At 53.0% G+C, this 13,590-nt stretch carries 13 protein-coding genes; 9 read left to right on the forward strand and 4 right to left on the reverse strand.

What is annotated here, in order from left to right; all coding sequences use genetic code 11:
• Window positions 1-101: 101 nt before the first annotated feature.
• The 3 genes from holC to SK33_RS20700 all read left to right on the forward strand — a co-directional run bounded on the left by holC (window position 102) and on the right by SK33_RS20700 (window position 4,123).
• Entirely contained in the window at window positions 102-545 is a 444-nt protein-coding gene (holC, locus tag SK33_RS20690; protein WP_003025862.1) for a DNA polymerase III subunit chi, read from the forward strand.
• Complete coding sequence (locus tag SK33_RS20695; RefSeq protein WP_048219831.1) at window positions 545-3,400, forward strand: valine--tRNA ligase; 2,856 nt, start codon at window positions 545-547, stop codon at window positions 3,398-3,400. Before holC ends, SK33_RS20695 begins: the two co-directional genes overlap by 1 nt.
• A gap of 219 nt (window positions 3,401-3,619) precedes the next feature.
• Entirely contained in the window at window positions 3,620-4,123 is a 504-nt protein-coding gene (locus SK33_RS20700; protein WP_003025856.1) for a GNAT family N-acetyltransferase, read from the forward strand.
• Between the two features lie 26 nt (window positions 4,124-4,149).
• Here the strand turns inward: SK33_RS20700 and SK33_RS20705 are convergent, their stop codons facing one another.
• The 3 genes from SK33_RS20705 to rraB all read right to left on the reverse strand — a co-directional run bounded on the left by SK33_RS20705 (window position 4,150) and on the right by rraB (window position 6,380).
• Complete coding sequence (locus SK33_RS20705) at window positions 4,150-4,980, reverse strand: hypothetical protein (protein WP_048219833.1); 831 nt, start codon at window positions 4,978-4,980, stop codon at window positions 4,150-4,152.
• A gap of 164 nt (window positions 4,981-5,144) precedes the next feature.
• Complete coding sequence (gene miaE, locus SK33_RS20710; protein WP_048219834.1) at window positions 5,145-5,903, reverse strand: tRNA isopentenyl-2-thiomethyl-A-37 hydroxylase MiaE; 759 nt, start codon at window positions 5,901-5,903, stop codon at window positions 5,145-5,147.
• Between the two features lie 51 nt (window positions 5,904-5,954).
• Window positions 5,955-6,380 (reverse strand): ribonuclease E inhibitor RraB, encoded by a 426-nt coding sequence (rraB, locus tag SK33_RS20715; RefSeq protein WP_003025845.1) that lies wholly within the window; start codon window positions 6,378-6,380, stop codon window positions 5,955-5,957.
• 98 nt (window positions 6,381-6,478) lie between these two features.
• On the opposite strand from rraB, the gene argL reads away from it, so the two are divergent.
• Window positions 6,479-6,574: a putative translational regulatory protein ArgL gene (gene argL, locus SK33_RS26805; protein WP_407056789.1), complete on the forward strand. Its 96-nt coding sequence runs from the start codon at window positions 6,479-6,481 to the stop codon at window positions 6,572-6,574.
• Window positions 6,544-7,548, forward strand: coding sequence for an ornithine carbamoyltransferase (gene argF, locus SK33_RS20720; protein WP_003844898.1), 1,005 nt, complete (start codon window positions 6,544-6,546; stop codon window positions 7,546-7,548). The genes argL and argF (SK33_RS20720) overlap by 31 nt, the downstream gene beginning before the upstream one ends.
• A 106-nt stretch (window positions 7,549-7,654) precedes the next feature.
• Here argF (SK33_RS20720) and SK33_RS20725 read toward each other — a convergent pair whose 3' ends face one another.
• Window positions 7,655-8,107, reverse strand: coding sequence for a YhcH/YjgK/YiaL family protein (locus SK33_RS20725; protein WP_003839618.1), 453 nt, complete (start codon window positions 8,105-8,107; stop codon window positions 7,655-7,657).
• 672 nt (window positions 8,108-8,779) lie between these two features.
• Between SK33_RS20725 and arcA the strand changes: the two genes are divergently transcribed.
• From arcA to SK33_RS20745, 4 genes are read left to right on the forward strand one after another with little or no spacing between them, the layout of a single operon-like run.
• Window positions 8,780-10,000, forward strand: a complete 1,221-nt coding sequence (gene arcA, locus SK33_RS20730; RefSeq protein ID WP_003025834.1) for an arginine deiminase — start codon at window positions 8,780-8,782, stop codon at window positions 9,998-10,000.
• 9 nt (window positions 10,001-10,009) lie between these two features.
• Window positions 10,010-10,942, forward strand: a complete 933-nt coding sequence (gene arcC, locus SK33_RS20735; RefSeq protein ID WP_003844902.1) for a carbamate kinase — start codon at window positions 10,010-10,012, stop codon at window positions 10,940-10,942.
• A 56-nt stretch (window positions 10,943-10,998) separates the two neighbouring features.
• Entirely contained in the window at window positions 10,999-12,003 is a 1,005-nt protein-coding gene (gene argF, locus SK33_RS20740; protein ID WP_048219837.1) for an ornithine carbamoyltransferase, read from the forward strand.
• A 55-nt stretch (window positions 12,004-12,058) separates the two neighbouring features.
• Window positions 12,059-13,462 carry a YfcC family protein gene (locus tag SK33_RS20745; protein ID WP_048219839.1) on the forward strand — a complete coding sequence of 468 codons (1,404 nt, stop codon included), beginning with the start codon at window positions 12,059-12,061 and terminating at the stop codon, window positions 13,460-13,462.
• Window positions 13,463-13,590: the final 128 nt, after the last annotated feature.

Here is a 13,590-nt window from a genome sequence, read left to right on the forward strand (position 1 = left end):
CGGCTTCGCCTTACCCGGCCTACAACGTCACTCAACCGTAGGCCGGGTAAGCGTAGCGCCACCCGGCTTTGCATTTAAATCCACCACAAGAAGCCCCATATATGAAGAATGCGACGTTCTATCTTCTGGACAACGACACACAACAAGATGGTTTAAGCGCCGTCGAGCAACTGGTGTGTGAAATTGCCGCAGAACGTTGGCGGGCTGGCAAGCGCGTGCTTATCGCCTGTGAAAACGAAAAGCAGGCTCTTCGACTGGATGAAGCCCTGTGGGCAAGACCGGCAGAAAGCTTTGTTCCGCATAATCTGGCGGGCGAAGGCCCCAGAGGCGGCGCGCCGGTAGAAATTGCCTGGCCGGAGAAACGCAATAGCAGCCCGCGCGACCTGCTCATCAGTTTGCGCGTTGGCTTTGCAGATTTTGCCACCGCTTTCACAGAAGTGATAGACTTCGTTCCTTACGAAGATTCTTTGAAACAATCGGCACGCGATCGCTACAAAGCTTACCGCGTGGCTGGTTTTAACCTGAATACGGCAACCTGGAAATAATGGAAAAGACATACAACCCACAAGATATCGAACAGCCGCTTTACGAGCACTGGGAAAAGCAGGGCTATTTCAAACCTAACGGCGATGAAAGCAAAGAGTCCTTCTGCATCATGATCCCGCCGCCGAACGTCACCGGCAGTTTGCATATGGGTCATGCTTTCCAGCAAACCATCATGGATACCATGATTCGCTACCAGCGCATGCAGGGTAAAAACACCCTGTGGCAGGCTGGTACCGACCACGCGGGTATCGCTACCCAGATGGTGGTTGAGCGTAAGATTGCCGCTGAAGAAGGTAAAACCCGTCACGACTACGGTCGCGAAGCGTTTATCGATAAAATTTGGCAGTGGAAAGCGGAATCCGGCGGCACCATTACCCGTCAGATGCGCCGTCTCGGCAACTCCGTTGACTGGGAGCGCGAGCGCTTCACCATGGACGAAGGCCTTTCCAATGCCGTGAAAGAAGTCTTCGTTCGCCTGTACAAAGAAGACCTGATTTACCGTGGCAAGCGCCTGGTAAACTGGGACCCGAAACTGCGCACCGCCATCTCTGACCTGGAAGTGGAAAACCGCGAGTCTAAAGGCTCGATGTGGCACATCCGCTATCCGCTGGCCGACGGCGCGAAAACCGCAGACGGTAAAGATTACCTGGTCGTGGCGACTACCCGTCCGGAAACCATTCTGGGCGACACCGGCGTGGCCGTGAACCCGGAAGATCCGCGCTATAAAGATCTGATCGGCAAATTCGTTATTCTGCCGCTGGTTGACCGCCGTATTCCGATCGTCGGCGACGAACATGCCGATATGGAAAAAGGCACCGGCTGCGTGAAGATCACCCCGGCACACGACTTTAACGACTACGAAGTCGGGAAACGTCACGGCCTGCCGATGATCAACATTCTGACCTTTGACGGTGACATCCGTGAAACCGCGGAAGTATATGACACCAAAGGCGAAGAGTCTGACGTTTACTCCAACGCCATCCCGGCTGAGTTCCAGAAGCTGGAACGCTTTGCCGCGCGTAAAGCGATCGTCGCTGCCATTGATGCGATGGGCCTGCTGGAAGAAATTAAACCGCACGACCTGACCGTACCTTACGGCGACCGTGGCGGCGTAGTTATCGAACCGATGCTGACCGACCAGTGGTACGTCCGTGCCGACGTGCTGGCGAAACCGGCGGTTGAAGCGGTTGAAAACGGCGACATTCAGTTCGTACCGAAGCAGTACGAAAACATGTACTTCTCCTGGATGCGCGATATTCAGGACTGGTGTATTTCCCGTCAGTTGTGGTGGGGTCACCGTATCCCGGCATGGTATGACAACGACGGCAACGTATATGTTGGCCGTACCGAAGACGAAGTGCGTCAGGAAAACAACCTCGGCGCCGACGTTGCGCTGCGTCAGGACGAAGACGTTCTGGATACCTGGTTCTCCTCCGCGCTGTGGACCTTCTCCACGCTCGGCTGGCCGGAAAACACCGACGCGCTGCGTCAGTTCCACCCAACCAGCGTGATGGTCTCCGGCTTCGACATTATCTTCTTCTGGATTGCCCGCATGATCATGATGACCATGCACTTCATCAAAGATGAAAACGGCAAGCCGCAGGTTCCGTTCCATACCGTCTACATGACCGGTCTGATTCGCGACGACGAAGGCCAGAAGATGTCCAAATCCAAGGGCAACGTTATCGACCCGCTGGATATGGTCGACGGTATCTCACTGCCGGAGCTGCTGGAGAAACGCACCGGCAACATGATGCAGCCGCAGTTGGCTGAGAAGATTGCCAAACGTACCGAGAAGCAGTTCCCGAACGGTATTGAGCCGCACGGCACCGACGCCCTGCGCTTTACCCTGGCGGCGCTGGCTTCGACCGGCCGCGATATCAACTGGGACATGAAGCGTCTGGAAGGTTACCGTAACTTCTGTAACAAGCTGTGGAACGCCAGCCGCTTCGTGCTGATGAACACTGAAGGAAATGATTGCGGCTTTAACGGCGGCGAAATGACCCTGTCACTGGCAGACCGCTGGATCCTCGCTGAATTCAACCAGACCATCAAAGCGTACCGCGAAGCGCTGGATAACTTCCGCTTCGATATCGCTGCGGGCATCCTGTACGAGTTCACCTGGAACCAGTTCTGCGACTGGTATCTGGAGCTGACCAAGCCGGTAATGACCGGAGGAACTGATGCTGAACTGCGCGGCACCCGCAATACGCTGGTGACCGTGCTGGAAGGTCTGCTGCGCCTGGCGCACCCGATCATTCCGTTCATCACCGAAACCATCTGGCAGCGTGTGAAGGTGATTTGTGGCAACACCGCAGATACCATCATGCTGCAGCCGTTCCCGGAATATAACGCGGCTCAGGTAGATGAAGCGGCGCTGGCCGATACCGAATGGCTGAAGCAGGCGATCGTTGCCGTACGTAATATTCGCGCGGAAATGAACATTGCCCCGGGCAAACCGCTGGAGCTGCTGCTGCGTGGTTGCAGCGCGGATGCGATGCGTCGTGTAAACGACAACAAGAGCTTCCTGCTTAACCTGGCGCGTCTGGAAAGCATCACCGTGCTGCCAGCCGATGACAAAGGTCCGGTCTCCGTGACCAAAATCATCGACGGCGCCGAGTTGCTGATCCCGATGGCTGGCCTCATCAACAAAGAAGATGAGCTGGCGCGTCTGGCGAAAGAAGTGGCGAAAATCGAAGGTGAGATTGCCCGTATCGAAGGCAAACTGTCCAACGAAGGTTTCGTTGCCCGCGCACCGGAAGCGGTCATCGCCAAAGAGCGTGAGAAGCTGGACGGTTACGCAGAAGCGAAAGCGAAGCTGATTGAGCAGCAGGCAGTTATCGCCGCGCTGTAATCATCGTGCCTGTACGTTTGCCGGATGGCGCTTGCGCTTATCCGGCCTACGGGCACCGTCAACGTAGGTCGGATAAGTGTTGCGCATCCGACGCCGCAGACAATAAAAGCCTCTGACGCATATGCTCAGAGGCTTTTTATTGAATTATCCTCGCTTGCGCTTCCCCTCACCGCAGTGGTATTAACTGCATATGTCTCACTTTTATGTCATGAGTTCGCTATGAGTGCCATTACCTCCGTCGCGGCAACGCTGCGCCGAATTTCTGCCGATGATAACGCCGCAATTGCCCGCGTTATCCGCAAAGTTTCCGCTGAATACGGCCTGACCGCCGATAAAGGCTACACCGTTGCCGACCCTAATCTGGACGAATTGTTCCAGGTTTACAGCCAGCCGGGCGCGGCCTACTGGGTGGTTGAGCAAAACGGTGAAGTCGTGGGCGGCGGTGGTGTTGCACCGTTAGGATGTAGTGAACCAGACATTTGCGAGCTGCAAAAGATGTACTTCCTGTCGAGCGCGCGCGGTCAGGGGCTGGCGAAAAAACTGGCGCTGATGGCGCTTGAACATGCCCGTGAGCAAGGTTTCAAGCAGTGCTATCTTGAGACCACGGCGTTTCTGACTGAGGCAATCCGCCTGTATGAGCATTTAGGCTTTGAGCATATCAGCGAAGCGCTGGGCTGTACCGGGCACGTAGATTGTGAAGTGCGAATGTTAAAGCCCCTCTAACCTTACGCCGAGAGGCTTTAACCGCGTTACTGCATCTCGGCTGAGAGCATCAGTCGAATAACGCCAGCCGCACGAGCGGTTGGCAGCTTCAGCACCTGTGACCATAAATCTTGCACCATTTCACAGACGACTTTCTCTTTGCCCACGCCTTTACTCGGATCGGCCATGATTTGGATATCCGGTCCAAAGCGCTGTACCAGCCCCGGACTGATGGATTGCAGATCCTGAAGCGCCAACTGTTTTTCTTCCGCCGTAACCGTATGTTTGTTCGGGCCATAGGCCGCGTGCATCATACTCATGTCGCTGGCCATACGACGGTTCATGAGCTCGCGCGGAATAATACGCACCGGGTTAATCCCGCCTTTCACAGCCGGGAACAAAAAGCGAAAACATTCGTCATTACCCACTTTTGCCACCGCGGCAATCTGCTCGAGATTAATCTTCATATACTCGATCACGTTGGCATCAGGCGCCTGCTGCAAACGCGCCATCTGTACCTGTAGGATCTGCGGCTGAATAGCGTCGATAATCTGTTGCTCGCTTTTCCCCGCCTCTTTCAGCTGCGTTGCCTGGGTGAGGATGTTCTGCCACAGAGCTGGCTCCTGCTCCTTAAGCACCTGATAAACGGGCATGGACAGCATCGCGTTTTCAAATTTCTGCGCATCCGTCAGACCATAATCCGGGCTTTCGCGTGGGATCAGGTAGTGCACATCAAACAGATTCCACGCGATAATCGCCACCACAAAGACCACCGCGCCGGAGACCTTGCCCAGCCAGCCTTTTTTGCGAAACATGCCGACGACGATAGCAATCACCGCCCCGATATAACCTGCCAACAAAACGTGTGCCCAGTTCATTAACCATCCTTATGCCAAATCGTCTCTGTTACAGGGATATATTTCCCCTTCGATGTTTTGATTATTACGGCAGCAGCGAGCTATTTCCAGCCACCAGATTTTGCTAACAGAAACAGGAAGGATTAAACCGCGCGGCGATGGGCACCGCGCGTCAAAGAAAGGAACTAAGCTGGCACACCGCTGTGAAAGCGGAATTCATCGTCAGGAGAGGTGATCAACGCGGCTTCTACTTCGCCAAAAAACTGCACCCGGCTACTGATATCATCGGTTGAAACCTGCTGCGCCAGCGCCAGGTAATCCTGATAGTGCCGCGCCTCGGATCGCAGCAGCGACAGATAAAACGCCTGCAAATCGTTATCCAGATACGGTGCGAGCGCGGCGAACCGTTCACAGGAACGCGCCTCAATGTAAGCCCCGCAAATCAGTTTATCGATTAATGTCAGCGGCTCGTGGGTGCGCACCTCTTTGAGCATGCCTTTGGCGTAACGGCTGGCGGTAATCTTAATATAGGGAATGTTGCGACTCATCATCGCCTCACGCACCTGCCAGAAATGATGCAGTTCTTCCTTGATCAGCAAAACCATGCTGTCGATAAGCTTGCGTCCCCACGGGTCGTCGGTTTGCGGCATCACGCTTTTGCATATCTGTTTATTCAGCGCGATAAAATCCGGCTCATCCCCTTCTCTGAAAGCAAACGCTTCATAGGGTTTCAGCCAGTCCAGCAGCGCCTGAGATCCCTGTTTATCTGCGACATACTTACGCACCAGCAGCATCGCCGTTTGCGCTGCTTTCAGCTCACAGACGAGGTGGTCGGTCAATAACAGAGGCAGATTAGCCGGGTCTCGCGCTTTATCAAGCCAGGCCTGGGGCGTTTTACAGTGCAGGAAATTGTGGATCGGGGAGAGTATTTGCAGGTAATCCATACATTGTCCTTGGCCTGCGGCAGCCTGGGCTACCGCAGGTCAGTAGATGACTTAGTGACGCACGCCGTCATCATCTTCGTCGACGAGATCTTCATCGTCGCCGTCTTCACCTTCTTCGCCGTTCGGGTCTTCAAAATAGGTGCCCCAACCGTCGTATTCCACATCATATTTTTCAGCCAGGTTCATCAGTTGCTCAACCTGAGCATCGATCAACTCCGCATTCAGTGCACATTCGCTCAAAATGTCACAGCAAATAACCGTGTCGCCTTCTTCCACTTCCAGCTCTTCCGGCTCGGTCACTTCATAACCCAGCTTGAAGGCTTCTACTGCCGCTTTTTCCAGGGTTTCGAAGTCATCCGCGGAAAGGTGATGCTCAATGGTGTACAGCGCGTCTGGATCGCTGCCATCTTCGAGTAACTCTTCAATAATCAAGCGCGTTTCTTCACGCTGTTCTTCCAGTAGTTCCGGGTTTGCCATGGCTCGTTCCTCATAATGTCCTGCCGATACTCTTATTGTCACATACCGCTGTCATTGCCTCCACCTTTCCAGGAAAGATTTGTTAAACAAGGTTGCAAATGAATAAACATACATATAAATTGAATTTTAATTCAATAAATAGCCTAAGCCATGTGAGGGAACCATGTCTGCGTTTTATCATAAACATTTTTTGAAACTGCTTGATTTCACCTCTGCTGAACTCACGTCACTGCTCCAGCTCGCCGCGCAGCTAAAGGCAGATAAGAAAAACGGCACTGAAGTCGCAAAGCTCACCGGTAAAAACATCGCGCTCATCTTCGAAAAAGACTCAACCCGAACCCGTTGCTCTTTCGAAGTTGCCGCATACGACCAGGGTGCTCGCGTGACGTATCTCGGGCCAAGCGGCAGCCAGATTGGCCATAAAGAGTCGATCAAAGACACCGCCCGCGTGCTCGGCCGCATGTACGACGGTATTCAGTATCGGGGCCACGGCCAGGAGATTGTCGAGACGCTGGCGGAATATGCCGGAGTTCCGGTGTGGAACGGATTAACCAACGAGTTTCATCCCACCCAGCTGCTGGCGGATCTGTTAACTATGCAGGAACACCTGCCGGGTAAAGCGTTTAATGAGATGACGCTGGTCTACACCGGTGATGCCCGCAACAATATGGGCAATTCCATGCTGGAAGCCGCTGCGTTAACCGGGCTGGATCTGCGCCTGGTCGCACCGCAGGCCTGCTGGCCAGAGGAAAGTCTGGTTGCAGAGTGCAAAGCGCTGGCACAGAAAAACGGTGGCAATATTACGCTGACCGAAGATGTCGCCGCGGGCGTGAAAGGTGCGGACTTTATCTATACCGACGTCTGGGTATCAATGGGCGAAGCAAAAGAGAAGTGGGCCGAACGTATTGCGCTGCTGCGTAAGTACCAGGTTAATAGCACGATGATGGCGTTGACCGGCAATCCACAGGTGAAATTCCTGCACTGCCTGCCCGCATTTCATGACGATCAAACCACGCTTGGCAAACAAATGGCACAGGAATATGGTCTGCACGGCGGTATGGAAGTGACCGATGAGGTCTTTGAATCACCCGCCAGCATCGTATTTGATCAGGCGGAAAACCGGATGCACACCATCAAAGCGGTGATGGTGGCGACGCTGGCGAAGTGAGGGCATGGATCAAAAGAATGCCGGATGGCGATGCTAAGCATCTTATCCGGCCTACAACGGCGCTCTCGTAGGCCGGGCAAGGCGAAGCCGCCCCCGGCAAATACGCTTATGCCACTTGCATTTTCACCACGGCTTTGCGTACCAGCGCTGGAGCACCGACCGCGCACAGCGGTTTATGCACTTCACCCGGATAGAACACCACGAAATCACCTTCGTTCAGCACCACCGTCTTCTCCTGTACCCCTTCCGGCAGGAAGGCGATATCTTTATCCGCCAGCCAGTCAGTTTCCGGCGCGCCTGCAGGCTGCGTGCTGAAGGTCATTCCTTCCTGGCCTTTGAGCAGGATCTGAATATCCAGATAGCGAGCGTGATATTCGGCGCGGCGCTGTGCAAACGGCTCCGTCATATCTTCGGCAATCAGATAAAACAGGCGATCGCCGTCAATGTCGTGCTTACCTTTTTCCGTCGCATCCGTCACATGCGCTTTAATGTGTTCAATTGCCTGACGCAGCTCTTCCGGCAGCCAGGCATCCAGGTTGTGAATATTGCCAACAATCATCTCAAACCCCTTAATTAAAACAACGTTTCATTTTAGTTGTTATACGAAAAAACGGCCTGCCATACTACTGCTATTTGCCGATATTTTGCGTCAACGCATGTTTATCGCTGATGGTGTTAAATAATTGCTAACTCTCAGCAACAGGTTATGCATAAACTTTGCATAACTTTCGGCCACCCTTTTTCAACCAGATCAGTAACCAACTGTTATTAAAAGTTTTATTAGAAAAACCAGCTATCGATCACAGTTCACCTCTCCTTCGCTATCCTTCTTCATCGTCATATTTATTTTGAAATGAACTTTACCGCGCAAATAATAAAATCATATATTCGCATAATAATTCACAACACAGAAAAAAGCACAAATAAATCAATGCATTAATTATATTACAGCACGCTAAAAGTGTACATAAAATTAACACCGATAAATAACAAGACATATTCCCGCGTAGTAATTCAATTATTCATATTTTTATTTTATTAATTCTCCGAGCCATATCATAAATTAAACATCAAAAGTCAAATATCGACCTGACTGTGAAATAAATCACGTTTCCTCATCAAATAAGATCTAAATATAGATTCTGAAATCAGCTGAAAAGTCATGACTGCAATAAATATTATTTGCAGGCACATCCTCTTTATTTTTTAAAATCGTATTAAAGGAATAATGATGGAAAAGCATTATGTCGGGTCTGAAATCGGTCAATTACGTAGCGTAATGCTACATCGCCCTAATCTCAGCTTAAAAAGGCTGACGCCATCAAATTGCCAGGAACTGCTTTTTGATGATGTTCTTTCGGTAGAACGTGCAGGAGAAGAGCATGACATTTTCGCCAACACGTTACGTCAGCAAGGGATTGAGGTTCTGTTACTCACTGATTTATTGACACAAACCTTAGATGTCCAAGATGCCAAAGACTGGTTGCTGGAGACACAAATCTCTGATTATCGCCTTGGCCCCGCTTTCGCCACGGATATTCGTGCCTGGCTTGCAGATATGCAGCATCGGGAACTCGCCCGGCATTTAAGCGGTGGGCTAACCTACGGAGAAATTCCTGCCTCAATCAAAAATATGGTGGTCGATACTCACGATATTAATGACTTTATTATGAAGCCATTACCAAACCACTTATTTACCCGCGACACCTCATGCTGGATATATAACGGTGTGTCAATTAACCCAATGGCAAAAACCGCGCGGCAAAGAGAAACCAATAACCTGCGGGCGATCTACCGTTGGCACCCTCAATTTGCTGATGGTGAATTTATTAAATATTTCGGCGATGAAAATATTAATTACGACCACGCCACATTAGAAGGTGGAGATGTGCTGGTCATTGGTCGCGGCGCGGTACTCATCGGTATGTCGGAACGCACCACGCCGCAGGGCATTGAATTCCTTGCCCAGTCGCTGTTTAAGCATCGCCAGGCTGAACGCGTCATCGCGGTTGAACTGCCGAAACATCGCTCCTGTATGCACCTCGATACCGTCATGACCCACATTGATATCGATACCTTCTCCGTCTACCCGGAAGTGGTACGCCCGGATGTCCAGTGCTGGACCCTGACGCCAGACGGGCGCGGCGGCTTGAAACGCACCCAGGAAAGTACTCTGGTACATGCCCTCGAAAAAGCGCTGGGCCTTGACCAAATCACGCTGATAACCACCGGAGGCGACGCCTTCGAAGCTGAACGCGAACAGTGGAATGACGCCAACAACGTCCTGACGCTACGCCCCGGTGTGGTCGTGGGCTACGAGCGCAACATCTGGACCAACGAGAAATACGACAAAGCAGGCATCACCGTTTTACCCATTCCTGGCGACGAACTTGGACGTGGACGCGGCGGCGCACGCTGCATGAGCTGCCCACTGGAACGCGACGGTATTTAAGGAAAAGTCATGGAAAACAAACCTACTCTGGTTGTGGCGTTGGGCGGCAATGCGCTGCTCAAACGCGGCGAGCCGCTGGAAGCTGACATCCAGCGCAAGAACATTGAGCTGGCGGCAAAAACTATCGCTCAGCTCACACAGCAATGGCGCGTGATTCTGGTGCACGGCAATGGCCCGCAGGTTGGACTTTTGGCGTTGCAAAACAGTGCGTATGCCAGCGTCACCCCCTATCCGCTCGACATTCTCGGCGCGGAAAGTCAGGGAATGATTGGCTATATGCTGCAACAGGCGCTGAAAAACCAGCTTCCACAGCGTGAAATTAGTGTGCTGCTGACTCAGGTTGAAGTCGATGCCCACGATCCAGCCTTCAGCAATCCGACCAAATATATCGGACCGATTTACGACGACGCTCAGGCTAAAACGCTACACGCGGAAAAGGGCTGGATTTTCAAAGCCGACGGCAAAGCGTTCCGCCGCGTTGTGCCCTCTCCACAACCCAAACGTATCGTTGAAAGTGATGCCATTCGCACATTGATCTCCCGCGATCATCTGGTGATTTGCAACGGCGGAGGCGGCGTACCGGTGGTGGAAAAAGCCGATGGCTACCACGGCATTGAAGCGGTGATCGATAAGGATCTCTCCGCCGCCCTACTCGCCCGCCAACTCCATGCCGATGCGTTGCTGATCCTCACCGATGCAGATGCCGTGTACCTCGACTGGGGCAAACCTACCCAGCGCCCGCTGTCCCAGGTCACCCCGGAACTGCTCGGTGAAATGCAATTCGACGCCGGTTCAATGGGCCCCAAAGTCACCGCCTGCGCGGAATTCGTCTCTCACTGTCGTGGGATTGCTGGCATCGGTTCACTGGCCGACGGTTCGGCCATTCTCGCCGGCGACAAAGGCACGCTAATTCGTCTCGAAACCACCGACGCTAACGCGTAGGACTTTTTTTGCCGGATGACGGCTTCGCCTTATCCGGCCTACATAAGGACATTTTCATGACTGTTAACCTGAAAAATCGCAATTTTCTCAAACTGCTGGACTACACCCCGACGGAAATCCAGTACCTGATCGATCTGGCTATCGAGTTAAAAACGGCAAAAAAGGCCGGGCGCGAAAGACAGACGCTGGTCGGTAAAAATATCGCGCTGATCTTCGAAAAAACCTCAACCCGTACCCGCTGTGCCTTTGAAGTCGGCGCTTTCGATCAAGGCGCGCAGGTGACCTATCTCGGCCCAAGCGGATCGCAGATCGGCCATAAAGAATCAATGAAAGATACTGCCCGCGTGCTAGGCCGCATGTACGACGGCATTGAATATCGCGGATACGGCCAGGACATTGTGGAGGAACTGGGGCAATTTGCCGGAGTTCCTGTTTGGAATGGACTGACAAATGAATTTCACCCCACCCAGATCCTCGCGGATCTGATGACCATGCTGGAACACGCGCCGGGTAAAACCTTGCCGGAACTGAGTTTCGCTTATCTCGGTGACGCCCGCAATAACATGGGTAATTCGCTGATGGTCGGCGCGGCGAAAATGGGGATGGATATTCGGCTGGTCGCACCTAAATCCTTCTGGCCTGACGAGGCACTGGTTGCCGAATGCCGTGAAATTGCCAGCGTGACTGGCGCACGCATTACGCTCACAGAGGATGTTGAGGAAGGTGTATACGACGTCGATTTCCTCTACACCGATGTCTGGGTCTCTATGGGCGAACCCAAAGAAGCCTGGGCAGAACGCGTTAGCCTGATGACGCCCTATCAAATTAACCAGCGGGTCATCAACGCAACCGGTAACTCCAATGTGAAATTTATGCACTGTCTGCCCGCCTTCCATAACGAGCACACAAAGGTTGGACGTGAAATCGAAATGGCCTACGGCCTGAAAGGGCTTGAAGTCACGGAAGAGGTTTTTGAGTCAGCTCATTCCATCGTCTTCGACGAAGCAGAGAACCGGATGCATACCATTAAAGCGGTAATGGTAGCGACCCTCGGCGACTAACCCCAGCGGGTGTATGTCGCCTGACGGCATATGCCCAAGCTATCCGGAGAACATCATGGGTAAATTCAAATTTCCCAGCGCATATACCATCCTGTTTATTCTCATTGCACTCGTCGCGGTTATGACCTGGATAGTCCCGGCAGGGAAATACCAGATGGCGATGAATGCTACTCTGGGCAAAGAAGTGCCAGTTGCCGGTACTTATGCCCCCACAGAGGCGCACCCGCAAGGTTTTACCGCTGTACTGCTGGCCCCGATTGACGGTCTTTACAACCACGAAACCTATACCGCAGGCGCAATTGATGTGGCGTTGTTTGTCCTGATTATTGGTGGGTTTCTCGGCGTAGTAAACAAAACAGGCGCCATCGACGCAGGTATCGAGCGCGTGACGGTCAGGTTGAACGGTAAAGAGGAGTGGATGATCCCCATTCTGATGGGACTTTTCGCCGCCGGAGGTACGATTTACGGGATGGCGGAGGAATCACTCCCTTTTTACACATTGCTGGTTCCGGTCATGATGGCCGCACGCTTTGATCCGTTGGTTGCCGCCGCCACCGTTCTGCTCGGCGCGGGCATTGGCACACTCGGCTCGACAATCAACCCTTTCGCAACGGTTATCGCGGCTAACGCCGCCGGGATCCCCTTCACCCAGGGAATGCTGATGCGCATTCTGCTGCTGGTCGTCGGCTATGTTATCTGTGTGGTGTGGGTCATGCGTTATGCGCGCAAAGTCCGCAATCACCCGGAGTTGTCGATTGTGGCGGATAAAATGGAGGAAAACCGTGCGCATTTTCTCGGCAATCGCGGCAATACCAATCTTGAATTCACGGCCACGCGTAAGTGGATCCTGCTGATATTCGCCGCCGCCTTTGCGGTAATGATTTATGGCGTCGCGGTACTCGGATGGTGGATGGCAGAAATATCCGCAGTCTTTCTGGCTTCTGCCATTATCGTCGGCGTGATTGCCCGCATGAGTGAAGAAGCCTTCACCAGTACCTTCATTGACGGTGCGCGGGATCTGCTTGGCGTGGCGCTAATTATCGGCATTGCACGCGGTATCGTGGTGGTGATGGACAACGGCATGATCACCCACACTATTTTGCACAGCGCCGAAAATTTAGTCTCCGGTCTGTCCACCACCATTTTCATCAATGTAACCTACTGGCTGGAAGTATTGCTCTCCTTCCTGGTCCCTTCCTCGTCTGGCCTGGCGGTGCTCACGATGCCCATTATGGCCCCGCTGGCCGACTTCGCGCATGTCCCCAGGGATCTGGTCGTCACCGCGTATCAATCCGCTTCCGGCATTGTGAATCTGATTACACCCACCTCAGCCGTCGTGATGGGTGGGTTAGCCATCGCCCGTGTTCCTTACGTGCGCTACCTGAAATGGGTCGCCCCGCTCCTGCTCATTTTGACGTTACTGAACATGGCCGTCCTGAGTATCGGCGCGATGTTGTAGCCCTTTTAGCCGTCGGATCCCGACGGCTTTTTTGAGCGCACTCTCGTTTTTCTGCGCAACCGCCCGTTTGAGCCGTTATTGATACTGCAAATGTGGTGAATTTCGCCATCACATTGATACAAATGATA

The organism is Citrobacter sp. MGH103 (assembly GCF_001034475.2).
Taxonomy (GTDB): Bacteria; Pseudomonadota; Gammaproteobacteria; order Enterobacterales; family Enterobacteriaceae; genus Citrobacter; species Citrobacter freundii.